This window comes from Sphingobium baderi, from assembly GCF_001456115.1.
GTDB classification, from domain to species: domain Bacteria; phylum Pseudomonadota; class Alphaproteobacteria; order Sphingomonadales; family Sphingomonadaceae; genus Sphingobium; species Sphingobium baderi_A.
Genome location: NZ_CP013264.1, coordinates 1,627,183 through 1,652,109, shown reverse-complemented (window position 1 = coordinate 1,652,109; position 24,927 = coordinate 1,627,183). Strand labels below are relative to the sequence as shown.

Below are 24,927 nucleotides of genomic sequence, written 5' to 3'. Positions count from 1 at the left end.
AGCCCATGTCCACGACCTTCACGCTCGACACGTCGACCAGCCGCGCCAATCCTACCCCGGCGCCGATGAAGCGCCTGACCGTGCCCGCCATCCAGCGGCGCAAGTTCGAGGGAAAAACGGACGAGCCGCTGGTGATGCTGACCGCCTATACCGCGCGGCAGGCCCAGATCCTCGATCCCCATTGCGACATATTGCTGGTGGGCGATTCGCTGGCGCAGGTGATTTACGGCCTGCCTTCCACCCTGCCGGTGACGCTCGACATGATGATCGCCCATGGCGCGGCGGTAGTGCGCGGCAGCTATCACAGCGTCGTCATCGTCGACATGCCCTTCGGCGCCTATGAAGCTTCCCCGCAGCAGGCCTTTGCCGCCGCCAGCCGCATCCTTGCCGAAACGGGCTGCGCCGCCGTCAAGCTGGAAGGCGGGCAGGCGATGGCCGAAACCATCGCTTTCCTGAGCCAGCGGGGCATCCCCGTCATGGCGCATATCGGCCTTACCCCGCAGGCGGTGAACGCGCTGGGCGGCTATGGCGCGCGGGGCAAGAGCCAGCAGGAACATGCCAAGATCATGGCCGACGCCCGCGCCGTGGCGGATGCCGGGGCCTTCGCCGTCGTGCTGGAAGGCGTGATGGAGGAACTGGCCGACGCCATCACGGGCAGCATCGACATCCCGGTCATCGGCATCGGCGCATCGGCCCGGTGCGACGGGCAGGTGCTGGTGATCGACGACATGCTGGGCATGTTCGATCGGGTGCCGCGTTTCGTGAAACGCTATGAAAATCTGGCCGAAACGATCGAAGGGGCGGTCAAAAACTATGCCGCCGACGTGCGCGCCCGCGCCTTTCCGACCGAAGATCAGGTCTATCGGCCCAAAAAGTGATTTGCGCCTTGCCCCGCGACCGCTAATGATCGCGCCTTTCGACATAATGACCATCATATTTCCCGGAGACGAGCGTGGCCCTGACGCCGCAAAATAGCGAAGCCTTCATGCGCGAGGTGGACGATGCCGTCCGTCAGGACCGGCTGCTGACCTTCTGGCAGCGGTTCGGGCGCTGGATCGCCGTTGCGGTGGTCGTCGGCCTCGCGGCTTTCGGGGGCTGGCTCTATTGGCAGCATCACAGCAAGACCCAATCGGAAGCCGTGTCCGAACAGATGGACAAGGTGCTGAGCACCGCCATGGGCGGCGGCGCGCCGGACGCAAAGGAGCTGGATGCGCTGGCGCAGGCAAGCCAGCCGGGTTATCGCGCTTCGGCCCAGCTCATCAAGGCGGGCACCGCTTCGGGCAAGGGCGATGCAAAGACCGCGATCGCCATCTATCAGGCGATGGCGCAGGACAGCTCGCTGGACCAGCCCTATCGCGACCTCGCCCTGATCCGGCAGACGGCGCTGGAATATGAAAGCCTTAAGCCCCAGCAGATCGTCGATCGGCTGAAGCCGCTGGCCGTCGAAGGCGCGCCGTGGTTCGGCAGCACCGGGGAAATGGTCGCCATCGCCTATATGAAGATGGGCAAACGCGATCTCGCCGGGCCGCTTTTCGCGGCCATGGCCAAGGACAAGAATGTGCCGCAGTCCATCCGTTCACGCGCGCGACAGATGGCCGGGCTATTGGGGGTGGACGCGGTCGAAACGCCGACCGAAGGCTCTGAGGGATAAGCGAGCGCATGGGGATGCAGGAAATGACCAAGTTTTCGGCCATGGGCCGTGCCCTGACCGTTGCCGCCATGGTAGCGATGCTGGCCAGTTGCGGCATCGTCGGCGGCAAGAAGGGCGGGCCAAAGACACCCGTGGTCGGCAAGCGGACATCGATCCTGACCGCCGAACAGGGGGTGGAGGTCGATCCGACGCTGGCCGACGTGCCGGTCACGCTGCCCGAACCCTATGCCAACGATCAATGGTCGCAGCCGGGCGGCGCACCGTCCAAGACCATGGGACATCTCGCGCTGGGCGCTTCGCCGCGGCAAATCTGGTCCGCGTCCATCGAGGGCAGCACCCCCAAGGCGCGGCTGGCGGCAGCGCCGGTCATCGTGGGCGGCAAGCTCTACGTCATCGACGCGGGCGCCCATGTCATCGCCTATGACGCCAATAGCGGCGCGAAGCTGTGGCAGACCCCCCTGCCTTCCGAAGGCAATGGCCGCGCCCTGTTCGGCGGCGGCGTCAGCGTCGTGGACGACCGAGTCTTCGCCAGCACCGGCATCGGCGACGTGGCCGCGCTCAATGCCAGCAACGGCGCCATCATCTGGAAGAAGCGGCCCGGCGGCCCGCTGCGCGGCGCGCCGACACTCGCCAACGGCCATGCCTATGTGATGGGGCAGGACAACCAGATTTTCGCGCTCAATCAGACCGATGGCGCGGTCCAGTGGACCGACAGCGGGACGCTTCAGGTGACGGGCGTGTTCGGCGTCGCCGCCCCCGCCGCCGCGCAAGGCACGGTGATCGCGGGATACAGCTCCGGCGAACTCACCGCCTATCGTTATGAAAATGGCCGCTCGCTCTGGGGCGATGCTCTTTCGCGCACCAGCATTTCCACGGCGGTCGCATCGCTGACGGACATCGACGCCGACCCGGTGATCGACCGTGGCCGCGTGTTCGCCATCGGACAGGCGGGCCGCATGGCCTCCTATGAACTCGTCACCGGCCAGCGCCTGTGGGAAATCAATATCGGCGGCATTTCGACGCCGTGGGTGGTGGGCGAATGGGTGTTCGTCGTCACCAGCGACGCCAAGCTGCTCTGCGTGGCGCGCGCCACCGGCAAGATCCGATGGATCAGCCAGCTTCGCCGCTGGCAGAAGGAAAAGAAGAAGGACAAGGCGATTCGCTGGACCGGCCCGGTTCTGGCGGGCAATCGCCTGGTTCTGGTATCGACGCACGGCGATCTGGTCTATGCCGATCCCGCGACCGGCGCGGTGCAGGCCGATATCGAAATGGACAAGCGCATGTCGCTGCCCCCGGTGGTGGCCAACAACACGCTCTATATTCTTGCCGATGACGGCAAGCTGACGGCGCTACGGTAAGGCGCTACGGAAAGAAGGAAACGGGCCCTCATCATGCTGCCCACAGTTGCTATTGTCGGGCGGCCCAATGTGGGCAAGTCCACCCTCTTCAACCGGCTCGTCGGAAAGAAACTGGCGCTGGTCGACGACCAGCCCGGCGTCACGCGCGACCGGCGGGAGGGGGAGGCGCATCTCCTCGGCCTCGACTTCACGATCATCGACACGGCGGGGTATGAGGAAGAAGACCCCCAGACCCTGCCCGGCCGGATGCGGATGCAAACGCAGGCGGCGGTCCAGAATTGCGATGTCGCCCTGTTCCTGATCGACGCGCGCGCGGGCATTACCCCGCTGGACGAGGAAATCGCCCGCTGGCTGCGCGAAAGTCCTGCGCCCGTCGTGCTGGTGGCCAACAAGGCGGAAGGCAAGGCGGCCGATCCGGGCGTCATGGAAGCCTTCAGCCTCGGCCTGGGCGAACCCATTCCTTTCTCCGCCGAACATGGGCAGGGCCTTGCGGACCTGTTCCAGGCGCTCCTCCCCCATCTCGAACGCGAGGATGGCGAGGAGCATGAGAAGGAATTTTACGAGGACGATGAAAGCGCACCGCTCAAACTCGCCATCGTCGGCCGTCCCAATGCGGGCAAGTCCACGCTCATCAACCGGCTGCTGGGCGAAAACCGCCTGCTGACCGGCCCGGAAGCAGGGATCACCCGTGACAGTATCGCCGTAGATTGGGCGTGGACCAACGCCGATGGTGAAGAGCGACCCGTCCGCCTGATCGACACCGCCGGGATGCGGAAACGCGCCAAGGTGCAGGACAAGCTGGAAAAGCTCGCCGTGTCGGACGGCCTCAACGCCGTCAACTTCGCGGAGGTCGTCGTGCTGCTGCTCGACGCCACGCGAGGGCTGGAAGCGCAGGATCTTCGCATCGCCGACAAGGTGCTGGAGGAAGGGCGCGCGCTCGTCATCGCGCTCAATAAATGGGACACGGTGGAACATGGCTCGGCGCTCTATCAGGGCATCAAGCAGGCGCTGTCCGATGGCCTGGCGCAGGTGCGCGGCGTGCCGATCATGACCGTATCCGCCGCGACCGGCAAAGGACTGGACGACCTCATCCGCGTCGCCTTCGAAACGCGCACCTCATGGTCGCAGCGCGTGTCGACCGGCATCCTCAACCGCTGGTTCGAACGGGCGCTGGAAGCCAACCCGCCCCCTGCCCCCGGCGGCAAGCGGATCAAGCTGCGCTACATCACCCAGAACAAGACGCGGCCACCGACCTTCGTGCTGTTCGGAACGCGGCTGGATGAACTGCCGGAAAGCTATCGCCGCTATCTGGTGAACGGCATCCGCAAGGAACTGGGCTTCGGTGCGGTGCCGGTGCGTTTGACGCTGCGGAGCGCCAAGAACCCTTATGCCAGCAAATAGCGCCGCGCCGACCCATGTGAACGCGCGGGGCATGAAATGCCCATGGCCCGCGTTGCGCGCCGCCCGCGCCATGCGGGACGCCGATGCGATCATCATCGAAGCCGACGACCCCATCGCGCCGGGCGAACTGGAAGCGTTGGCGCGGGAACAGGGCTGGGCCTTCGCGACGATGGATGGCGGATGCTTTTCGATCGTCCGGCACCGGGAGACAGGTTCGCGCCCTTAACCTGCTATTTACGCGGCCTCCCTATGCCGTTCCGCTTGAGCAAGGAGTGGCGAGGGTGCCCCACGGCAATGCCGAATTGGTGAACTGGCAGGAATTTAAGCGGACCCGAGCCGAACTGGCCACGGCGTTCATGCGGATTCTGGGCTATTTTCGCGAGGATGGCGAAAAGGCGATCGGCCTGATCGAACAAGCCTTTCGCGACCGCAACGCCGCCGCCCTCGTGGCTCCCGCCCACAAGCTGAAAGGGGAAGCCGCCCAATTCGGCGCCCATCGGTTGAGCTTCATGGCGGAACAGATCGAAATGGTCGCCCGCCGCTGCGTCGAATGTCATGAAAGCCCGGAAGAACTGATCGAGATCGTGGTCGCCCTGCGTCCATGTTTCGCCGAAACGCTCGCACTGCTGGACCGGGAAGCCAATCCGCTGGCCGTGCGGAAACCAGCCGCTTTCGGCCGCCGCGCGGCAAGCGCGACAGCCGGATTTGGCCGGGCGGTGTGAAACCGCCCAGATTTCGTGTTGAAACAAAACGGGGCTTGTCCCCATATGCGGGTCATGACCCTTCTTTCCCTGCTCGATCTCGTCCCTGTCACTGAAGGCAGCGACGCTTCCACCGCCCTCTCCCACGCTGCCGCACTAGCCGCCCATGCAGAGGAGCTGGGCTATCACCGTTATTGGGTGGCTGAACATCATGGCATGGTGGGCATCGCTTCGGCGGCCACAGCCGTTGTGCTGGCCCATGCCGGTCATGCGACATCGACCATCCGTATCGGCGCGGGCGGCATCATGCTGCCCAATCATGCGCCGCTCCTGATCGCCGAGCAATTTGGCACATTAGCCGCCCTGTTTCCCGGACGGGTGGATTTGGGCCTTGGCCGCGCGCCGGGATCGGACCAGCGTGTCGCGCAGGCGATGCGGCGGACATTGACGGGCGGGCCGGACCAGTTCCCTCGCGACGTCATGGAACTTCAGGCCTTTTTCGCGGACGATCCGCGCCTGGGCATTCAGGCGACGCCGGGCGCGGGCGCGGATGTGCCGCTCTGGATATTGGGGTCGAGCCTGTTCGGGGCACAATTGGCTGCCGCGTTGGGTTTGCCCTATGCCTTTGCCTCCCATTTCGCACCCGCCGCGCTGGATGAGGCGATCGCCCTCTACCGCAGCGAATTTCGTCCCTCGGCGCAGCTTGACCGGCCTTATGTCATGGCCGGATTCAATGTCTTTGCGGCGGACACGATGGACGAAGCCCAGTGGATCGCCACGTCGATGCAGCAGAGTTTCGTCAGCCTCCGCTTCGGCCAGCCCGGCAAGTTGCAGCCGCCCGTGCGCGATTATTATGAAACGCTGCCCATTCAGGCCCGCAAGATGCTGGACAAGGTGCTCAGCGCTTCCAGCATCGGCACGCAGGCCGATGTGGAGCGCGACCTGGCCGCCTTCATCGACCGCACCGGCGCCGATGAAATCATCGTCAGCGGACAGATTTTCGACGCGGCAGCCCGCCAGCACAGCTTCGCCATCGCCATGGCCGCCGCACAGGCGATCAACGCCCGCGAGCCGGCCTGATCCTTACGCCTCGCGCAACCGTCCGCCGCTCAGGAACGCGGCAACGCCCGGCGCCATCCGGCTGAGCAGCGTGCCCAGCAAGACCACCGCCGCAAGGACGAGGAACGGCTGCGCGATCAGGTAGACCGGATAGAGGGGCGAACCCAGCTTCCCGAACAACATGCCCAGCAACGGGCCGCCCAGCCAAATCAGGATCAGGTGCACGCAAAACAGCAGAAAGGCATAGGGCTCGATCTTCAGCAGCAAGCCCCGCGCCGGACTGTCGGCCAGTGCCCAGGACAGCCGCCAGAAGAACAGGGCCGCGGCGATCCGCACCGCCATGTCGAGCGTCGCGCCCGGCACCCCGGACGGATCGGGACCGGGGGGCAGGATCAGCAGGAGCTGAAACGACATGAGCAGGAGGAAGGGCGCGGCGGCCACCGCAAAAGGCAGCGCCGCCGTCCGGTCCGCCAGCGTTCCGCGCCGCGCCAGCATGCCGATGACGAAAAAGAACAGGATCGACGGCCGCATCAGCACGGGCGGCCCCAGCCCGCTGATCTGGCAGGCGAGCGCCATGCCCGCCACCGTCACCAGCAACCAGCCCGGCAATCGCACCAGCAGGGGTGCCGCCAGCATGCACAGGAAGAGATCGCGCAGGAAAGGCATCTGCACATTGATGTCGGGATTGCGGCTGACGATGAAGAGTTCCTGCACGATCCATTCCGCCGAATGCGGCACGGGCGCGAGCATGTGGAACAGGAATGCCGCGCCGGACACCAGTAGGATGCCCAGCGCATTCCATGTCAGCATGGGCAGCAATATGGTTTGCGCCTTGCGGCCGATATGGCTGCTCCAGTCCCGCGTACGGGACGAACCGCTCACCAGCCAGCCGGAAATCAGCCCGAGCAAGGGTACGGCGCTATGGCCGAAAATCTCCATAAGCACCCAGCGGAGGCTTTCCTGCGGCGTGCCGCGAAGCTGCGCCAGATCAGCGCCGCTCAGCCCCGTCCAGGCATGCACATAGACCACACCCAATATGCACAGGACGCGGGCAATGGAGATGGCATCCGACTGGCGCGCGGGGTTCATCGTCAATCTTGTCTGCACGCAAGCTCCGGATCGTTACGCATGTTCAATGCCCCGACTTGATTCATGTTCCTCCGCCCGTCCCGCTTCCAATCCGATCCAAAACGGACCTTCGACAAGCCGCGCTTAACCTATTGCGCGTCATCATGCGCCCACTTCCGCACATTCTGCGCTGCATAAGCCTATTTTTACCAATCGGCGCTAGCGTCCTCCTGTTTGCCGGAAGATGAACCGGCCATGGGGGGATGGGAAATAATCATGAACTACATGTCAGACGCAGTTCATTTCAAACCGGCCGCTGCGCCTGTGCCCCTCTCCCTCGTCGGACCGATCGGAATGGTGTTCGAAACGGCCGGATCAAGCTCCAAAATCATCCTCGACGCCGTTCGCCTGGAACAGTTGGGCGAACATGACGATCCCTGCATCGCAACTGCGGGGCAGGTCGGCAGCCAGGTGAAGATGCGCGTCGGCCAGAGCTGGCTGATCGCCAGCATCCGCGCCATGGCGCTGGATCGCGCCAATGATGGCACCATCATCGCCGACATCGACTTTCTGGGCGAGGGCGAGGAAGAACCGGTCACCCGCTGCATCCACCATTTCCGTCGCGGCGTGACCCGCTACCCCCGGCCTGGCGCAGAAATCCATCCGGTTTCCAGCGAAGATATGCGGCAAATCTACGCCGCCGACGACAAGCCGCATGTGCAGATCGGCACGGTCTATCCCACCGCAGACACGCGCGCCGCGCTATATGTCGATTCGATGCTGGGCAAGCATTTCGCGCTGCTGGGTTCCACCGGCACCGGCAAGTCGACCAGCGCCGCACTGATCCTTCACCGTATCTGCGACCTTTCGCCGCAGGGCCATATCGTCATGATCGATCCCCATGGCGAATATGGCGCCGCCTTTGCCCGCAACGGCGCCGTGTTCGATGTCAACAATCTGGCGCTGCCCTATTGGCTCATGAATTTCGAAGAGCATTGCGAGGTGTTCGTGACGTCGCAGGGGTCCGAGCGGACGGTGGACAGCGACATCCTCGCCAAATGCCTGCTCGCCGCGCGCTCGAAGAACCGGCTTGCCGAAAGCATCGGTCGCCTGACGGTCGATTCCCCCATCCCCTATCTGCTGTCGGACCTCACCAACATCCTGCAGAATGAAATGGGCAAGCTGGAAAAGGGCACCGGCACCCTGCCCTATATGCGGCTCAAGACCAAGATCGACGAAATCCGGTCGGACCCGCGCTATTCCTTCATGTTCTCGGGCATGCTGGTGGCGGACACCATGCAGGACTTCCTCGCGAAGATTTTCCGCCTGCCTTCCGGCGGCAAGCCGATCTCCATCATCGACGTGTCGGCCATGCCCTCCGACATCACATCCGTCGTCGTGTCGGTATTGTCGCGACTGGTGTTCGACTATGCGCTCTGGGCGCGGGATGAGCCCCAGCGGCCCATCCTCCTCGTCTGCGAGGAAGCGCATCGATACATCCCCAGCACCACGGCGGGATCGGGTCAGGCCGTCCGCCGCATACTGGAGCGGATCGCCAAGGAAGGCCGCAAATATGGCGTGTCGCTGGGCCTTATCACGCAGCGCCCATCAGACCTGGCCGAAGGCGTGCTTTCGCAGTGCGGCACGATCATTTCGATGCGCCTCAACAATGATCGCGACCAGGCATTCGTGAAGGCCGCCATGCCGGAGGGCGCGCGCGGTTTCCTCGATTCGATCCCTGCGCTCCGCAATCGCGAGGCGATCATCTGTGGCGAAGGCGTCGCCGTACCGATCCGCGTCGCGCTCGACACGCTGGAGGAGGAGCGGCGGCCCGCTTCAGGCGACCCCAGCTTCACGGAACAATGGCGCGAAACAGGCGGCGAGGCCGACATTCTCGACCGCACCATCACACGCTGGCGCTCTCAGGGACGCTGACCAGCCTTATCCGGCTGGCGCGATGCGTCCGGCCGGTTCGCTTTCGGCATGGACGGATTCGCGGCATTCCTCTTCGTGCAGCGGCACGATCAGCTTGGCCTTGCGCCATCCCCCGTGCAGGTAGACGGCGGCCGCCAGCGCCAGCGCCACGCTCGATCCCACCGGGAAACTGTACCACAGCGCATTCGCGCCGATATGCGGATAGGCCCAATAATAGAAGCCCAGCCGAACACCGAACAGGGTGAAGATCAGGATCAGCAGCGGACGCACCACCACGCCATTGGCGCGCATCACGCCGAACAGGATCATGACCAGCCCGAACAGCATGAAGCTCCAGCTCGCGCGAAGCTGCATCTCCCATGCGGCAGCGCTGGCAGCTTCGTTGCTGCCGAGGAACAGGGCCAGCAAGGGTTCGTGGAACAGCAGGATCACGGCAATCATCGCGCCGGTGATCGCAAGCAGATAGAGTATGCCGTAACCGGCGATCCGGCCGATCCTGTCCCACCGTCCCGCGCCGATATTCTGCGCCGCCATGGCGCTGACCGCCGCACCTATGGCCATGGCGGGCATCTGGAGATAGGTCCAGATCTGCTGGGCCGCGCCATAGGCCGCGGTGATGAGGAACCCTTCGCGATTGACGAGACCGATCATCACGAGGCCGGAGGCGGACATGACGATCATCTGCAATCCCATGGGCAGCCCCTTGCCCAGCATCACCCGCACCTCCGCCCACGCCGGACGCAGATAGGCGATTTCGCGCCCTTTCAGACACAATGGCAAGTCCTTGGCATAGCTATAGCAGACAAGACCGATCAGGCTGGCAAAGCCCGCAATCGCCGTGGCCGCAGCCGATCCGCCGATGCCCAGCGCCGGAATCGGCCCCAGCCCCAGAATCAACACGGGATTGAGCACCAGGTCGATAGCCACGCTGACGATCATGAAGATCAGCGGCGTGCGCGCATCACCCGTGCCCCGCAGGCCCATCATCATCATGACGCTGAGCAATGTCGCCGGCATCGCCACGAAGATGACGCGAAGATAGATGAGGGCGAGGTCAAACGCCTCCGGCGGCGTTGCGAGCAGGCGCAGCAAGGCGGGGCCGCCAAGCCACCCGCCGACCGCAACCACCATCGCCAGCACGAAGCAGAAGCCGATCGCCGATCCGAAGGCTCGCCGCGCCGCGTCCATATTGCCCGCACCCATGGCCTGCGCGACCATCACCGTGGAGGCCATGCCAAAGCCAAACACCACGGAGAACATCAGGAACATGATGATGTTCGCATTAGCCGTCGCCGCCAGCGCCTGCGCGCCCAGGAAGCGGCCGACCCAGATAGCGTTGATCGATCCGTTCAGCGACTGGAGCACGTTGGAGGCGAGCGTCGGAATGGCGAACAACAACAGGGTCGATGCTATCGGTCCCCGAATCAGGTCTTTGCCACCCTTGCCCGCGGTTGCTGCCGCCATCCTGTCATCCCCTCTTTTATAACGGCGGGCCAGCTCGGTCAGCCGAGCCGTTCCAGTGCCGCTTTCAGCTTTTCCGCTTCGGCGCTTTTTTCCGCATGATCTTCGCGCGCCTTGGCGACGGCTTCGGGCTTCGCCTTTTCGACGAAACTCGCATTGCCAAGCCGCCCTGCCAGCGAGTTGCGCTCTTTTTCCACTGCCTCAAGCGCCTTGGCAAGGCGCGCCTTTTCCGCCGCAATGTCGATCACGCCTTCCAGCGGAAGGATGAAGGTCGCCTCGTCGACCACGATCTGCGCCGCGCCGCCCTCGACGACATCGCCGAAGGACAGGCTTTCCACCCGTGCCAGCCGCGCCAATGCCGCGCCCTGCCGGTCGAGCCGCCGCCGTGTTTCTTCCGAAGCATCGCGCACCAGCGCTTTCATCTTCGCGCCGGGTGGCACGTTGAGTTCGGTCCGCGCCGCACGAATGGCGCTCACCAACCGGATCAGCCAGTCGATCTCCGACTGCGCCTCGCCGTCCACGGCGTGAAGCGCCTGCGGCCATTGGGCGACGATCAGGTCATTCTGACGGGCGCCCATCGCATGCCATAACTCTTCGGTAATGAAGGGCATGAAGGGGTGCAGCATGACGAGGATCTGGTCGAAAGCCCAGCCCGCGACGGCGCGGGTTTCCTCATCCATCTGGCCTTTGGAAAGTTCGATATACCAGTCGCAGAACTGGTCCCAGATGAAGTGGTAGATGGCGTTTGCCGCCGCGTCGAAGCGCAGTTCCTTCATCGCGGCGTCGATCGCCTGCACCGTCGCAACCGTCTCCGCGACAATCCAGCGATTGACCGGCGCCTGCGCCGACGGCGCTTCATGGCTGGCGGATGCGCCCACGCCATTGGCTTGCAGGAAGCGGGCGGCGTTCCACAGCTTCGTCGCGAAATTGCGATAACCCTCAACGCGCTTCTCATCCATTTTCACGTCGCGGCCCTGGCTTTCCATGGCCGCCATGAAGAAGCGCAGCGCGTCCGCACCGAACGTGTCGATCAAACCGAGCGGATCGACGACATTGCCCTTGGACTTGGACATTTTCTGCCCGTCCGCGGCGCGCACCAGTCCATGCAGATAAAGCTTGCGCCAAGGCACGTCGCCCATGAACTCCAGCCCCTGCATCGCCATGCGCGCATCCCAGAAGAAGAGGATGTCGAAGCCCGAAATCAGCAGGTCGTTGGGATAATGCCTGGCGAGCGTTTCGGTCTGTTCAGGCCAGCCCAGCGTGCCGAAAGGCCAGAGCGCGGAGGAAAACCATGTGTCGAGCACGTCGGGATCGCGGGCCAGTTTCTTGTTGCCCGCAAGAGTTTGCGCCTCTTCCTCCGTCTCGGCGACGTAGGGATTGCCGTCCTCGTCATACCATGCCGGAATCTGGTGCCCCCACCAGAGCTGGCGGGAGACGCACCAGGGCTGGATGTTTTCCATCCAGTTGAAGAAGGTTTTTTCCCACGTCTTGGGAACGATCTCGATCCGCCCGTCGCGCACCGCCTGCATCGGCGCGACGGCGAGCTTTTCGGCGTCGACATACCATTGGTCAGTCAGCCACGGTTCGATCACCACGCCCGAACGGTCGCCATAGGGCGTCTGGATCGTGCGCGGTTCGAAGTCGACCTCTTGCGGTTCGTCGTCCTTGTTCTTCGTGACATGCGGCACCAGCAGGCCCAGCCCCTTCATCTCCGCGACCACCAGTTCGCGCGCGCCGTCGACGCCATCCCTGCGGAAACGGTGCAGGCCAAGGAAGCGATCCGGGATCAGGCCGTCCGCCGTCTGGATCACATTGGCGTCGGCATCGAACATGTTGAGCATGTCGGCGGCCTTCATCCCCGCGCGCTTGCCAACCTCGAAATCGTTGAAGTCATGGCCGGGCGTGATCTTGACCGCGCCAGATCCCAGTTCCGGGTCGGCATGTTCGTCCGCCACCACCCTGAAGCGGCGGCCGGTGATGGGTTGGAGAATGTCCTTGCCGATCACATTCTTGTAGCGCGGATCGTCGGGATGCACGGCCACCGCCATGTCGGCCAGCATCGTTTCCGGGCGGGTGGTGGCGACAACGATATGATCCGACCCATCGGCCAGCGTCACTCCGTCCGCCAGCGGGTATCTGAACCGCCAGAAGCCTCCATTCGTTTCCTTCGTCTCGACCTCAAGGTCGGAGATGGCGGAGCGGAAATGCGGGTCCCAGTTCACCAGCCGCTTGTCGCGATAGAGCAGGCCGCGCTTGTGCAGTTCCACGAACGTCTTGATGACGGCCCGCGAAAAGCCCTCATCCATGGTGAAGCGCTCATTGGCCCAGTCCATCGAGCAGCCCAGCCGCCGAAGCTGGCCGGTGATCGCGCCGCCGCTCTCCGCCTTCCATTCCCACACCTTCGCGACGAAATCCTCGCGGGTGAAGTCCGTGCGCTTGCTCCCGGCGGCGTTCAATTGCCGCTCCACCACCATCTGCGTCGCAATGCCCGCATGGTCGGTCCCCACGACCCACAGCGCATCCTTGCCGCGCAGCCGCTCGTAACGGATCACGATGTCCTGCAACGTATTGTCGAGCGCATGGCCGATATGCAGGCTGCCGGTCACGTTCGGCGGCGGATTCACGATGGTGAAGGGTTCTGCGTCGGGCCGTTCCGGGCGGAACAGGCCATTGCTCTCCCAATGGGCATACCAGCGGGATTCGATTGCGGCGGGGTCGAAGGTCTTAGGCAGTTCAGTCATGGGAAGGCGCCTTAGAGCATCACGCGAAAAAGTGGGAACCGGTTTTTCGCTTTACGCGATGCGGCAATCAAAAAAACGCCCTCCCTTTACCATTCAAGCCTTCTTTACTTGCGCGTCCACTTGTCCAGCCAGGACAGCGCCTCATCATACCATTGCAGTGAATTGCGGGGCTTGAGCACCCAGTGATTTTCATCCGGGAACACCAGCAGCTTCGACGGCACACCGCGCCGCTGGAGCGCGGTGAAGGCCGCCAGTCCCTGCGTATAGGGGATGCGGAAGTCCTTTTCGCCGGTCACGACCAGCATCGGCGTTTTCCATGCGGCCACATGATTGACCGGGTTCCACTTCTCGAACTCTTCGGGCTTTTCATAATAGGGGCCGCCATGTTCCCATTCATCGAACCACAGCTCCTCGGTTTCATAGGCCATGGCGCGGGCGTCGAACACGCCGTCATGCTGGACGAGGCATTTGAAGCCGTCCGGCCAGATGCCCGCGATCCAGTTCATCATATAGCCGCCATAGCTGGCCCCCAGCGCGCAGGCATTGCCCGCATCGACATGGGCATCCTTTGCCGCTGCCGCCGCCAGCCCCAGCTTCAGGTCTTCCAGCGGCTTTCCGCCCCAATCCTTGTTGATGCTGTCGGTGAAGGCCTGGCCATAACCCGTGCTCCCATGGAAATCGACGATGACGGCGGCATAGCCATGAGCCGCGAAAGCCTTGGGATTCCAGCGATAGGACCAGCTGTCGTTGAAGCTCCCCTGCGGACCGCCGTGGACAAGGAAAGCCACCGGCAGCTTGCCCGCAACCCCCTTGGGCTTCACGATCTGACCCCAGACGGTATCGCCATTCGCGCCCTTGAAGCTGAACCGCTGGACCGACACGTCATCGACGCCCGCCAGCTTGTCGGCGTTGACGCTGGTCAGGCGCAAAGCCTTGCCCTTGGCCGGCATCTTCCAGAAATCGGCAGGCGACTGGATGCTATCGAGCGCATAAACGAAGCCGCCATCGGGCAGCGGCGTCACGCTGCCGACATGGCCCGCCTGCGTCAGGCGCGCAACCTTTCCGGAGGCGACATCGACGCGAAAGACGGGATGATCCAGCACATCGTCAGCGGTGACGAGGATGCCCTTGCCATCCGCCTCCCACGCGATCGTCGCCACGGAGCGATCCCATGCTTCGGTCAGCGCCTTCGTCTCGCCGGTCGCAATGTTGCGGAGCATCAGCACCAGCCGGTCAGCCTCATAGCCCGGACGCTGCATCGCCGCATAGGCCAGCCACTGACCGTCGGGCGACACCGCAGGCATGGTGTCGGTCGCGTCATTGGGGTCGGTCAGGTTGATCGGAGCGGCGCTGCCATCCGCCGGGGCGGCGAAAATATCGAGGTTGGTGGAAAGCGGTTCGATCCGCCCTGCTTCCCGCAGGGTGAAGAACAACGTCTTGCCATCCCTGCTCCACGCAATTTCTTCCGCTCCGCCAAAGGGCTTGGACGGGCTATCCCCGACAAGGCCACCCATCACAGACACTGCCTTGCCGCCCGGCTGCCCGCCCGACAGGGGCATGACGAAGATCCGTGACCGCTGGCCGTCCGCCCATGTGTCCCAATGGCGCACGAACAGTTGCTCATAGACGCGGCCCGTTCCCGCGCTCGGCGGACCGGCGGGCTTTACATCGTTCAGCACCTGCGCGCCCACCGGCCGGTCGGCCCAAAGCGCCACTTTCTGCCCATCGGGGCTGAGCAGATAGCCGGAAACACCGCCCGGCGCCCGGCTGACCTGTTCCGGCTGTCCGCCAGCAAGGGCCACGCGCCAGAGTTGATCGTCACCGCTGGCGTTCGAAACGAAATAGAGCGATGCGCCATCCGCCGAGAAGGCAGGTGAAGCCTCATTTTTGTCCGGGTTCGACGCGATCATTTTCGGCGCCTGCCCCTTGCGGCTGATGTCCAGCAGATACAGGTCCGTGCGTCCCCGATTACCCGACAAATCAGTGACGCGAAGCTGATAGGCCAGCCATTTGCCGTCGGGCGACGCCACCGGCGCGGAAATGCGGTTGAGACCGACCATGTCGCTCGGCGTAAAGGGCCGCGCGACCGCTGGAGCCTGCGACAATATCAGGACAGCCAGTCCGGCAAGCAATATATGTTTCATGAATGGTCCCTTGCTATCGGACGGCGCGGGCTTTCATCCGTGCCGCCATGATGGAAGGGTATTAGGCCGACAATACAGCGTCGGCAAGAACCGGAGAGCCGCCTGCTCAGCGTCCGGTGATGCGCTGGATTTCCTTCGCCACCATATCCTCGACCAGCGCGGGCAGGCGGGCATCCAGCCAGTCCTTCAGCATGGGCCGCAACATAGTCCGGACCAGCCCCTCCAGCGTATTGTCGCCGCCATCCTTGGGCGTCACCAGCATGGAGGACAGCGCCGAGAGCGAATGGCGTGCGGCAACCTCGCTTTCAACCGACAGGATGCCGTCGCTTCCCGCCGCTTCCGGCCCGGCAGCGGCGGCAGATTTGGAAACGGGCATGGGTTCATCCTCCATCCCGACCTCATCGGTCAGTTCCAGCACTTCCTCTATAGCGGGCTCTATAGCGGATTCAACCGCCGGAGCGGGCACGCCCAACTCCACCGGGGCCTTCGCCGATTCGCCACGACCGCGGCGCGGCGCGGCCTGCTGCACGGCCTCTTCGCCTTCCTCGGCGATGATGCGCTTGATGGATGAGAGGATCTCTTCCATCGAGGGTTCCTTGCTCATGTCACCCATGGACGTTCCCTAACGGCTTGTTTCAGCCCTGCCCGTTCTCAAGACCGTGCAAATAATCCCGCCAGCTCAAGGCTGTGCGGCTCCAGCCTCCACATTGGCGTTTTGTGCGGGCGTGTCAACGGTGCGCGTCGCCTGCGGGGTGGGCGCGCGATCATAGTCCCAATCGAACCATTTGCCCTTCACACGGTCATAATTGACCATGGGATCATAGAGTGTCCCGCCTTCCAGCCCCAGGTCGCGCGCTTCGGCATGCCCCATGGCGGCCAGCAGGCTGAAGCCCGCGACATAGGCATTGCGGCGCGCGGACACCAGCTCCACACGCGCGTTCAGCGCTTCCTGCTCGGCATTGAGGATGTCGAGGATCGTCCGGCTGCCGACCGAATTTTCCGCCCGCACGCCTTCCAGCGACAGGCTGGCGGCGTCCACCGCCTTCTGGCTGGATGCGATGGTCTGGAGCGACGCCTGCCAGCTGGCGTAAGAAGCACGCGTCTGCGCGATGACGCCGCGTTCGACCTCGATCTGCTGCTCCATCGCCTGCGATTCGAATGCCTGGCTCTGCCGCACCCGCGCACCCGGCCCGCCGCCCTGATAAAGCGGGATGTTGAGTTGAACGCCCGCAGCGGCCTGCTTGTTGATCTGCGGACCGGCACCGATCTCGCCATTCGCCCCCCCATTGGGCAGCGTGTCCAGATAATTGGTGTAACCCGCCTGCGTGAAGGCCGACAGGCGCGGCGACGTGCCCGCCTTGGCCACCTTCACATCATAGCGCGCGGCGTCGCTGGCCTTTTTCGCGGCGAGAATATCGGGATTATCGTTAAGCGCCACCTGCACCGCCGCGGCAGGCGAGTCCGGCAGCCCCGGCAAGGCGGGCGGCGGCTCCAGATTGTCCGGGGCTTCCCCCACCAGCGCGACATAATTTTCCCGGCTGGTGATCAGATTCGCTTCGGCCGTCTGCAAATCGGATCGGGCCAGCGCCAGACGCGATTCGGACTGCGCGACATCGGTGCGCGTTACGTCGCCCACCTCGAACCGGTCGTTCGTCGCCTGAAGATTGACTTCCAGCACATTCACATTGGCGCGGTTCAGCGACACGATCGCGCCGTCGCGGATCACGTCCATATAAGCGGCGACCACCTGGGAAAAGATGCTGGCTTCCGTACCTCGCAGGTTCGCCTGCCCGGCCTCGACCCGGACCTTCGCAGCCTTGACGCCGTTGCGGACGGCGCCGCCCGAATAGATCGGCACGCTCAGTTGCGCGTTGGCGTCAATCGTCCGCTGGGGCGAGGTGAAGCTGATCGTCGGCTTCAATATGCTTTCGGAATAGCTGCCTGTCGCATCCAGCGCGGGCCGCCCGGCCGCCTTCTGGATCGGCACATTCTCATCCGTCGCCCGCTGCCCCGCTCGCGCGCCGGTCAGCGTCGGGTTGGAGCGATAGGCCTTGACGAGCGCGCCCTGCAGCGTCTCGCCCCAGGCCTGACCCGTCATTGCGGAAGAAACCAGCAAGGCCGTGGCGGCGCAGAGCCGGAGGGAATGTCGCCTTGCCGTCATCTATTCCCGTCTTTCAGAAGGTGAAACGCTCCGGCGCAGCAAAGCCCGGCAGCACCACCATTTCGATATCCGCCAGCCGCGAAAGCCCCAGCGTACCCGCCACGACGCGACCGCTACACAAACGCGTGACGCCGCGCTCGACAAGGCCGGTCACGACTCTCCCGCTTTCGGCAAGCTGGGCAACAAGCGCCGCCGGCACATCCTGCACCGCCCCGTCGATGAACAGCACGTCATAGGGCGCACCCCGCGCCGCTCCCGCATGGAGGGGACCGCGCACGACAGTCACGCCCTGCACCGTGATCTCCGGCCCGCCTTCTTCCTCGACGGCGGTGACGAGAGCGCCCAATCCGGCCAGCAGCGCCGCGCTATAGCCCGTGGCCGCACCGATCAGCAGCACCTTATCACCCGGCTCGACCTGGGCTTCCTTGAGCAGCCGGCCCGTCACCAGCGGAGGATTGAGCGCGCGGCCACCCGACAGCGGCACGGGCCGGTCGATATAGGCCATGGCGCGGCGCTCCACAGGCAGAAAATCTTCCCGCGGCACCCGGGCCATCACGGCGATCACGCGCTGGTCATCCACATCGCTGGTGCGAAGCTGGCTTTCGACCATGGCGGCCCGCATTGATGAAAAATTCTGCTCGGTCACGACAGTTCCTCGCTTGGCACAACTGTATTGACAATGCAATACAGCAAGACGTTCACCGGACCTCTAAATCAGCACAGAGCCCACGCCAAGCAGCTTTACGCGATGCCAGGCCAGATTCTTGCAGCCCATGACCGCGAGCGCGCTTGACTTTGCTCCCAAAGCCGCACATTTGCGGCCTCCACCACTTGGGATGGCCCGATGGCGGAGTGGTTACGCAGAGGACTGCAAATCCTTGCACGCCGGTTCGATTCCGGCTCGGGCCTCCATAAACCTGTCAGCCCACGCATGCTGATGGTAAAAAATTCTTTATTTCCATTATCATAATGTCATCCTCTGGTTGTCAGTGATGGCCTCTGTTTGCTTATAGCCGCGGATGATGGAGGCCTTTTTTGGGGGCCTCGCGAGGCCCCTGTAGAAGCGAGGCTCCCGAATGGTGCTGACCGACATCGCAATCCAAAACGCCAAGCCCAAGGAAAAGCCCTACAAGGCCACGGACGCGCAGGGGCTTTTCTTCTGGCTTTTAGTGATGGCATGAAGGCGTAGCTCGTGCATGACGTCCTCTCTCTGTGATGGGAAGTTATCGCCTTCCCCGCCCGAATATCTGAAAAATATACCAAATCTCACTACGCCCTGATGATCGGAACCTCGACGCGCTGAAAGCATGCTTTCCCTTGCCGCCTGTCTCAAAAGCTCCGCCAAACAGTCGCAAATCGGCAATTGATCCGTCGCGCAGCCGAAACATCGCTTCCCTAAGGGACACGGCAAGACCCGCCGAAACAGGCAGGTTCGATCCAAGGGGAAATCATGATCAGCATACGCGCACGGATGGCCGCCACGGCCTCCAGCTTCATTTTCGCTGCCTTGAGCACAATGCCCGCATTGGCGGCCGAACCCGTCGCACCCGATGCGGCTCTGGATGGCGGCGGTCTTCGGGAGATCGTCGTCACGGCCCAGAAACGTCCCGAAAATCTCCAGGCCACGCCGATCTCGATCTCGGTGATGGGAAGCGACGACCTCACCAATCGCCATGTCACATCGCTCGTCGACTTGGGCGACGGCGCCATTCCGTCCTTGAAGATCGCGCCCTTTTACTCGCGTAATTCCGCGCTGATCGTGAACATCCGCGGTATCGGCGTTCTGTCGGACGGCAACCAGCCCGCCCGCGATCAGGGCGTGGGCGTCTATATCGATGGCGTCTATCTGGGCCGCGCTCAGGGTCTGGGCACCGCCCTGTTCGACATCGAGAATATCGAAGTCCTGAAAGGACCGCAGGGCACCCTGTTCGGCCGCAATACCGAAGGCGGCGCCGTCAATATCGTCACGAAAAAGCCGACCGGCGAATTGCACATGAACGCCACCGGCGGCATCGGCAATTTCGGCATGTACAAGGGCGAGGTGCATCTGGACCTGCCGTCGTTCAACAATATCGCGCTCAAGATCGACGGCGTGGTGGCCCATCGCAACCCGCTGGTGAAAAACCCGCTCGCGGGCGCCGAAGGCTTCAACCAGTATGACAAGCGCGGTCTGCATGTCGAAGCCCTTTGGAAGCCGTCGTCCGACTTCAGCGCCGACTACAGCTTCGACATTTCAAAGGACGAGTCGACCTCGCTCTATCTGAATATGATCCGGCCCGGCACCAACGTACTGGCCGACGCCGCCACGGTCCAGCCGGATCGCGTCCGCACCGCCAATGTGGGTGTGACGCAATTGCCGAGCGTCGGCCGGGTGCATGGCCATCGCCTGACGCTGGAATGGGACACCGCGCCCGAACTCACGCTCAAGTCGATCACCTCCTACCGCAAGCTTGAGCAGAGCCAGTTCGACAACGGCTCCGCCGCGACGGCGATGTCGACCCCTGCGTCCGCGCTGAACCCCGCCACCGGCTTTACCGGTTTCCAGTTCGCCCGCGCCAGCCTCGCCGGTTTCTGGCAAAACCAGTGGAGCCAGGAAATCCAGGCCATCGGCGATATCGGTCGCGTGAAATTCGTCGCAGGCGCGCTCTATTATCGCGAGCGCGTGCGTGACAATGCACAGGCCTACAACACCAACATGTTCACCAATGCCGAAGGATCGGCCTATACCATCCTCTCGCTCGATCCGGCTGCCCAGCGGATCGACCGGTCCAGCCATGTCACGACAAAGAGCATCGGCGCCTTCGGTCAGGCGACATGGACGCCCGACATTCTCGACGACGCCGTGCATCTCACCGGCGGCCTGCGCTGGACCAAGGACAGCAAGCACGGCGCGCTGGAGATTGTGAACGGCGCGCTGCCGGTCGACCGGAACGGCGTGGCGGGCGAAATCGGGCTGGACGCCAGCTGGTCGCGCGTCGATCCGATGGTCAATCTTTCGATCGACCTGACGAAGGATGTTCATGTCTACGGCAAATGGTCCACCGGCTATAAGTCCGGCGGCGCCAACTCCCGATCACAGGAATATGATCCGTTCAACCCGGAGTCGGTTTCGATCTTCGAAATCGGCGCGAAGACCGAGTTTTTTGACAATCATGCGCGCTTCAACATCGCTGCCTATGCCGGCACCTACAAGAATATCCAGGTAGACTTCAGCCGCCCCTATGAAACGGGCGGCGTGCGACAGACGCGCACGACGCTGTCCACGGTGAACGCACCGGGCAAGGGCGGCCTGCACGGCGTGGAAGCGGAACTGACCGTCAACCCGCTGGAGGGTCTGACGCTGTCCGCCGCCTATTCCTATCAATATGTCCGCATCCCCGCGACCGTGAACCCCTACCCCAATGCGCTGGGCGTCATCAGCACCGTCGCGGTGCCGATCTACCAGACCTACACGCCCAAGCATTCGGCGAGCGGCTCGATCGACTATGAATTGCCATTCAATGGCTTCACCATCCGGGCGCATCTGGACGGCAATTATGATGGCGGCTTCTATTCCAACGCGACCGATCCCGTCTATGTCGGCCCGGATAATGCAGCGAACATCTACCAGCCGCGCACCGAAAAAGCGTTCATCGTCAACGGTCGCCTCGCCATCGCGGATGTGGACATGGGCAGCATGGACGCCAGGATGAGCTTCGCGCTGTGGGCCCGCAACCTCTTCAACGAACAGCATCTGTTCTACAAATCGCTTAGCCCTACTTCCGGCCTGAGTGGCTTCTTCAATGAGCCGCGCACTTTCGGCGGCGAAATCAATCTGCGTTTCTGACCGGATGGGAACGATGGCGGCGACGAGCCGACATCGTTCCTTTCGACATCAAAATTCAATAAAAGTCTTGCACGGTCGTCGCACAGGCCAGGATACAGGAACGATCCCATGAAACATCAGATCATCTTGCCGTTGATAGCGCTGCTCTATGCCGGTTCCGCTTATGCAGCGTCGGTCGACGCGCCGCTGGTGACGCGAACGGCGCCCGACACGCTGACGGTCACCTGGACCGACAAAAACCCCGTCGACGTCTTTCTGTCCAACGATCCGGCCGCGACGCCCGGCACGGCAAGGCTGGTGTCGAAAGCGGATCGCGACGGGACGGAAACCGTGACGATCCCCGCAGGAGAACGCGCCTATTTTCTGCTGAAAGATCGCCAGTCCGGCGACTTGGCGCGCGTCGCCGAACGGGTGCTGCCGCTGCGGCAGGGATCGAACTTTCGGGACATTGGCGGCTATCCGGCGGCAGGCGGCAAGCATGTGCGCTGGGGCCTCATCTATCGTTCGGGCGGCCAACCGCTTCTCTCGGATGCCGACGTGAAGGAAATCCAGTCGCTCAAGCTGGCCAATCTGGTCGATCTGCGTTCGAACGAGGAACGCGTGATCGCGCCCACGCGCGTCGATGGCGTGCCCTATCAGGCTGTCGGCTATTCGATGATGGCGCTGGCCGGCAATGGCGTGCCGAAAAATGGCGCCGCCGTCTACCAGGCCATGCCGACCATGATGGCGCCGCAACTGCGGCTGATTTTCCAGGATCTGAAGGCGAACAAGGGCGCCATCGCCTATAATTGCACGGCGGGGCAGGATCGCACCGGCTTCGTAACCGGCATGATCCTGTCCGCACTGGGCGTCCCGCGCGATACGATCATCGCCGATTATCATCTGTCGACCACCTACAGGCGTCCCGAGTGGGAAATGCCGAAGATCGACACCGTCGCCCAGGCGAACAATCCAGTGGCGATGTATTTCGCCAAATTTCAGCAAGACCCGGCCGTCGCGAAACCGCAACCGCTCAAAGACCCTGATGGCACCGCCTTTCTGAGCCACGCCTTTGACGAAATCGATAAGCGCTGGGGTTCGGTCGACGCCTATCTGGAACAGGAAATCGGCGTGACGAAGGTGGACCTGGCGGCACTGCGCGCCAATTACCTGGAATGAATGATGCCTTGGCGTTCGGCCGGGGATAGTCTGGCCGAACGCTTCAGGACCCGTTCGCTTTTTCGGGCTTTCCATCGGTCGGCCGATAATGGCTGGGCGCCACACCGATCAGGCGCTTGAACATCGTCGTAAAGGCGGCAGGGCTTTCGTAGCCGAGGTCCAGCGCGATGGTGGTCACGGCCTCTCCCGCCGCCAGCCTCGGCAAGGCTACGAGCAGGCATGCCTGTTGTCGCCACGCCCGGAAACTAAGGCCGGTCTGCTTGCGGAATGCGCGCGTGAACGCCCGACGCCCCATGCCCAGATCGGCGCTCCACTGGTCGATGGTGTCGTGCGGCGTCGGAGCGTCAAGGAACATCTGGCATTTGCGCGCCATGGCGGCATGTTTAGGAAAGGGAACGGCCAGCGGCACGGTCGGCGCGCAGGCCAGTTCGGCAAGCAGAAGAGCCATCACCATGCCGTCCCGCCCGCCGACCTCATATTCCGGTTCAATATCGCATGCAGCCTCCAGCAGGCTGCGGAGCAGCGGCGAGACCTGAATCACCTTGCTGGCATCGCCCAGCGAGCCGTGGACATCAGGCTCGATCAGGACGCTGCGCGTGCTGACCGCGCCGACCATCCGCACCGAATGGCTGACCCCGCCAGGGGTCCAGATCGCACGCTCGGGGGGAGCCACCCAAGCGCCATAGGGTGTGCTGACGACTACCACGCCGCGCGCGGCATAAAGCAACTGGCCGCGACGATGCCGATGCCAGTCCAACTCGAAAGCCGGCGGATATTCATTGCCGATGCCCACGATCGGACGATCGATATGCTCGACCAGGGCCGGGTCGGACCAAGACACAGAATGTCCCACTCTCAAAAGAAAAAGACCCATACAGGAATGCGGGACAAAATGGGAGCGTTTATGGCGACCGCATTCCATCTGACGAGTGCGAACCATGAACGCCACCAAAGCAGCCCCGCTCCATAGCGATACGAACACCACCATATTCGGCGTGATCGTTGCGATCAGCTTCTGCCATCTGCTTAACGACATGATGCAGTCGCTGCTGCCGGCCATCTATCCCGGCCTGAAAGCGGAACTCGCCCTCTCCTTCAGCCAGATCGGCCTGGTCACACTGGTCTATCAGATGACCGCGTCGATCCTGCAGCCGCTGGTCGGGCTTTATGCCGACAAACGCCCAACGCCCAACGCCTTGCCGGGCGGCACATTATTTTCGCTGGCCGGACTCGTCCTGCTTTCGATCGCGCACAGCTACTGGCTGCTGCTGGTCGCCGCGGCCTTGCTGGGCATGGGATCGTCGATCTTCCATCCCAAATCCTCCCGCGTGGCGCGCATGGCGGCTGGCGGCAGGCACGGTCTTGCCCAGTCGATGTTCCAGGTCGGCGGCAATGCGGGATCGGCGCTCGGCCCCCTTGCCGCGGCGGTGGTGGTGGTGCGCTGGGGCCAGTCGAGCCTGGCCTTCTTCGCGATGCTCGCCCTGCTATCCTGCGCGATCCTGTGGAATGTCGGCCAGTGGTACAAGCACCATGGCCTTGCCCGCCTCTCGCGCGGCCATGCAAGCGGGCATGTCATGCCAACCTTGCCCCGAGGCAAGGTGCTGGGCGGCATCGCGATCCTGCTCGCCCTGATCTTCTCGAAATATGTCTATCTGGCCAGCCTCACCAGCTACTTCACCTTCTATCTGATCCATCGCTTCGCGGTGAGCGTCGAAGTGGCCCAGTTGCACCTGTTCGCTTTCCTGGGCGCGGTTGCCGTGGGCACGATAGCGGGTGGTCCGCTGGGTGACCGGTTCGGGCGGAAATATGTGATCTGGTTTTCGATTCTCGGCGCACTGCCTTTCACGCTGCTGCTGCCGCATGTCAGCCTGTTCTGGACCGGACCGCTGACCGTCGTCATCGGCCTGATCCTTGCCTCGGCCTTCCCGGCTATCGTGGTATTCGCGCAGGAGCTGGTGCCGGGAAAGATCGGCATGATCTCGGGCCTGTTCTTCGGATTTTCCTTCGGCATGGGCGGGGTCGGCGCGGCCGTGCTGGGCGAAGTGGCGGACCGGACGGGCATTGAAATGGTCTATGCCATCTGTGCTTTCCTGCCCGCCATCGGCCTGCTCGCCATCTTCCTGCCCAATCCCGCCACGCGCGCGGGGGCATAACGCCGCCCCGCGCGCCGGATCGAAACGCGTGAATTTTTGTTCATGTTCGGAACACAAGCAAGGCATGTCTCTTTTACCGGAAGCGTCCCGAACGCCGCCTTCCCTTCGCG

General features: G+C 63.4%; 20 protein-coding genes and 1 tRNA gene. 13 read left to right on the top strand and 8 right to left on the bottom strand.

The genetic code is table 11. From position 1 onward, the window contains the following. The first annotated feature begins 5 nt into the window (after positions 1 to 5). The 7 genes from panB to ATN00_RS08205 all read left to right on the top strand — a co-directional run bounded on the left by panB (position 6) and on the right by ATN00_RS08205 (position 6,191). Positions 6 to 878 (top strand): 3-methyl-2-oxobutanoate hydroxymethyltransferase, encoded by an 873-nt coding sequence (gene panB, locus ATN00_RS08235; protein ID WP_062063830.1) that lies wholly within the window; start codon positions 6 to 8, stop codon positions 876 to 878. A gap of 74 nt (positions 879 to 952) precedes the next feature. Further along, positions 953 to 1,651 (top strand): tetratricopeptide repeat protein, encoded by a 699-nt coding sequence (locus tag ATN00_RS08230; RefSeq protein WP_062063828.1) that lies wholly within the window; start codon positions 953 to 955, stop codon positions 1,649 to 1,651. A 14-nt stretch (positions 1,652 to 1,665) separates the two neighbouring features. After that, positions 1,666 to 3,009 (top strand): outer membrane protein assembly factor BamB family protein, encoded by a 1,344-nt coding sequence (locus tag ATN00_RS08225; protein ID WP_231746467.1) that lies wholly within the window; start codon positions 1,666 to 1,668, stop codon positions 3,007 to 3,009. 33 nt (positions 3,010 to 3,042) lie between these two features. After that, positions 3,043 to 4,410: a ribosome biogenesis GTPase Der gene (gene der, locus ATN00_RS08220; RefSeq protein ID WP_062063825.1), complete on the top strand. Its 1,368-nt coding sequence runs from the start codon at positions 3,043 to 3,045 to the stop codon at positions 4,408 to 4,410. Beyond that, positions 4,397 to 4,636, top strand: a complete 240-nt coding sequence (locus ATN00_RS08215; protein WP_062063823.1) for a sulfurtransferase TusA family protein — start codon at positions 4,397 to 4,399, stop codon at positions 4,634 to 4,636. The genes der and ATN00_RS08215 overlap by 14 nt, the downstream gene beginning before the upstream one ends. A 55-nt stretch (positions 4,637 to 4,691) precedes the next feature. After that, positions 4,692 to 5,132: an Hpt domain-containing protein gene (locus ATN00_RS08210; RefSeq protein ID WP_062063821.1), complete on the top strand. Its 441-nt coding sequence runs from the start codon at positions 4,692 to 4,694 to the stop codon at positions 5,130 to 5,132. A gap of 54 nt (positions 5,133 to 5,186) precedes the next feature. Further along, positions 5,187 to 6,191, top strand: coding sequence for an LLM class flavin-dependent oxidoreductase (locus ATN00_RS08205; protein ID WP_062068551.1), 1,005 nt, complete (start codon positions 5,187 to 5,189; stop codon positions 6,189 to 6,191). A gap of 3 nt (positions 6,192 to 6,194) precedes the next feature. Here ATN00_RS08205 and ATN00_RS08200 read toward each other — a convergent pair whose 3' ends face one another. Beyond that, on the bottom strand, positions 6,195 to 7,259 hold the full coding sequence (locus tag ATN00_RS08200; protein ID WP_062063819.1) for an acyltransferase family protein: 1,065 nt from the start codon (positions 7,257 to 7,259) through the stop codon (positions 6,195 to 6,197). A gap of 255 nt (positions 7,260 to 7,514) precedes the next feature. On the opposite strand from ATN00_RS08200, the gene ATN00_RS08195 reads away from it, so the two are divergent. Then, positions 7,515 to 9,173, top strand: coding sequence for an ATP-binding protein (locus ATN00_RS08195; protein WP_082635313.1), 1,659 nt, complete (start codon positions 7,515 to 7,517; stop codon positions 9,171 to 9,173). A 6-nt stretch (positions 9,174 to 9,179) separates the two neighbouring features. On the opposite strand, the gene ATN00_RS08190 is transcribed toward ATN00_RS08195, so the two are convergent. The 6 genes from ATN00_RS08190 to ATN00_RS08165 form a co-directional block, all read right to left on the bottom strand. Next, entirely contained in the window at positions 9,180 to 10,637 is a 1,458-nt protein-coding gene (locus tag ATN00_RS08190) for an MATE family efflux transporter (protein ID WP_062063817.1), read from the bottom strand. Between the two features lie 38 nt (positions 10,638 to 10,675). Beyond that, positions 10,676 to 13,375: a valine--tRNA ligase gene (locus ATN00_RS08185; RefSeq protein WP_062063815.1), complete on the bottom strand. Its 2,700-nt coding sequence runs from the start codon at positions 13,373 to 13,375 to the stop codon at positions 10,676 to 10,678. A gap of 104 nt (positions 13,376 to 13,479) precedes the next feature. Then, positions 13,480 to 15,519, bottom strand: coding sequence for an alpha/beta hydrolase family protein (locus tag ATN00_RS08180; protein WP_062063813.1), 2,040 nt, complete (start codon positions 15,517 to 15,519; stop codon positions 13,480 to 13,482). Positions 15,520 to 15,625: 106 nt separating this feature from the next. Then, the gene (locus ATN00_RS08175) at positions 15,626 to 16,132 is read right to left on the bottom strand and encodes a DUF2497 domain-containing protein (protein ID WP_062063811.1); all 507 of its coding nucleotides are present in this window, start codon (positions 16,130 to 16,132) and stop codon (positions 15,626 to 15,628) included. A 66-nt stretch (positions 16,133 to 16,198) separates the two neighbouring features. Next, on the bottom strand, positions 16,199 to 17,680 hold the full coding sequence (locus ATN00_RS08170) for a TolC family outer membrane protein (protein WP_062063809.1): 1,482 nt from the start codon (positions 17,678 to 17,680) through the stop codon (positions 16,199 to 16,201). A gap of 13 nt (positions 17,681 to 17,693) precedes the next feature. Continuing rightward, a complete protein-coding gene (locus ATN00_RS08165) occupies positions 17,694 to 18,326 on the bottom strand; it encodes a protein-L-isoaspartate O-methyltransferase family protein (RefSeq protein ID WP_062063807.1) in 633 nt (210 codons plus the stop codon). Between the two features lie 192 nt (positions 18,327 to 18,518). Between ATN00_RS08165 and ATN00_RS08160 the strand changes: the two genes are divergently transcribed. The 4 genes from ATN00_RS08160 (at position 18,519) to ATN00_RS08150 (ending at position 22,664) form a co-directional block, all read left to right on the top strand. After that, positions 18,519 to 18,592 (top strand) — tRNA-Cys (locus ATN00_RS08160). 164 nt (positions 18,593 to 18,756) lie between these two features. After that, positions 18,757 to 18,861, top strand: a complete 105-nt coding sequence (locus tag ATN00_RS23640) for an Arm DNA-binding domain-containing protein (protein WP_231746424.1) — start codon at positions 18,757 to 18,759, stop codon at positions 18,859 to 18,861. Positions 18,862 to 19,130: 269 nt separating this feature from the next. Beyond that, positions 19,131 to 21,506: a TonB-dependent receptor gene (locus ATN00_RS08155; protein ID WP_062063805.1), complete on the top strand. Its 2,376-nt coding sequence runs from the start codon at positions 19,131 to 19,133 to the stop codon at positions 21,504 to 21,506. A 108-nt stretch (positions 21,507 to 21,614) separates the two neighbouring features. Continuing rightward, entirely contained in the window at positions 21,615 to 22,664 is a 1,050-nt protein-coding gene (locus ATN00_RS08150) for a tyrosine-protein phosphatase (RefSeq protein ID WP_062063803.1), read from the top strand. A 43-nt stretch (positions 22,665 to 22,707) separates the two neighbouring features. On the opposite strand, the gene ATN00_RS08145 is transcribed toward ATN00_RS08150, so the two are convergent. Continuing rightward, a complete protein-coding gene (locus ATN00_RS08145) occupies positions 22,708 to 23,505 on the bottom strand; it encodes an AraC family transcriptional regulator (RefSeq protein WP_062063801.1) in 798 nt (265 codons plus the stop codon). 97 nt (positions 23,506 to 23,602) lie between these two features. On the opposite strand from ATN00_RS08145, the gene ATN00_RS08140 reads away from it, so the two are divergent. Then, positions 23,603 to 24,817, top strand: coding sequence for an MFS transporter (locus ATN00_RS08140; protein ID WP_062063799.1), 1,215 nt, complete (start codon positions 23,603 to 23,605; stop codon positions 24,815 to 24,817). Positions 24,818 to 24,927 lie beyond the last annotated feature (110 nt).

Bases quoted from the DNA above. Each gene is read 5' to 3' on its own strand.
- panB (WP_062063830.1), top strand. From the start codon at position 6: ATGTCCACGACCTTCACGCTCGACACGTCGACCAGCCGCGCCAATCCT.
- ATN00_RS08150 (WP_062063803.1), top strand. From the start codon at position 21,615: ATGAAACATCAGATCATCTTGCCGTTGATAGCGCTGCTCTATGCCGGT.
- der (WP_062063825.1), top strand. From the start codon at position 3,043: ATGCTGCCCACAGTTGCTATTGTCGGGCGGCCCAATGTGGGCAAGTCC.
- ATN00_RS08175 (WP_062063811.1), bottom strand. From the start codon at position 16,132: ATGGGTGACATGAGCAAGGAACCCTCGATGGAAGAGATCCTCTCATCC.
- ATN00_RS08225 (WP_231746467.1), top strand. From the start codon at position 1,666: ATGCAGGAAATGACCAAGTTTTCGGCCATGGGCCGTGCCCTGACCGTT.
- ATN00_RS08185 (WP_062063815.1), bottom strand. From the start codon at position 13,375: ATGACTGAACTGCCTAAGACCTTCGACCCCGCCGCAATCGAATCCCGC.
- ATN00_RS08190 (WP_062063817.1), bottom strand. From the start codon at position 10,637: ATGGCGGCAGCAACCGCGGGCAAGGGTGGCAAAGACCTGATTCGGGGA.
- ATN00_RS23640 (WP_231746424.1), top strand. From the start codon at position 18,757: ATGGTGCTGACCGACATCGCAATCCAAAACGCCAAGCCCAAGGAAAAG.
- ATN00_RS08140 (WP_062063799.1), top strand. From the start codon at position 23,603: ATGAACGCCACCAAAGCAGCCCCGCTCCATAGCGATACGAACACCACC.
- ATN00_RS08215 (WP_062063823.1), top strand. From the start codon at position 4,397: ATGCCAGCAAATAGCGCCGCGCCGACCCATGTGAACGCGCGGGGCATG.
- ATN00_RS08170 (WP_062063809.1), bottom strand. From the start codon at position 17,680: ATGACGGCAAGGCGACATTCCCTCCGGCTCTGCGCCGCCACGGCCTTG.
- ATN00_RS08180 (WP_062063813.1), bottom strand. From the start codon at position 15,519: ATGAAACATATATTGCTTGCCGGACTGGCTGTCCTGATATTGTCGCAG.
- ATN00_RS08200 (WP_062063819.1), bottom strand. From the start codon at position 7,259: ATGAACCCCGCGCGCCAGTCGGATGCCATCTCCATTGCCCGCGTCCTG.
- ATN00_RS08195 (WP_082635313.1), top strand. From the start codon at position 7,515: ATGAACTACATGTCAGACGCAGTTCATTTCAAACCGGCCGCTGCGCCT.
- ATN00_RS08205 (WP_062068551.1), top strand. From the start codon at position 5,187: ATGACCCTTCTTTCCCTGCTCGATCTCGTCCCTGTCACTGAAGGCAGC.
- ATN00_RS08155 (WP_062063805.1), top strand. From the start codon at position 19,131: ATGATCAGCATACGCGCACGGATGGCCGCCACGGCCTCCAGCTTCATT.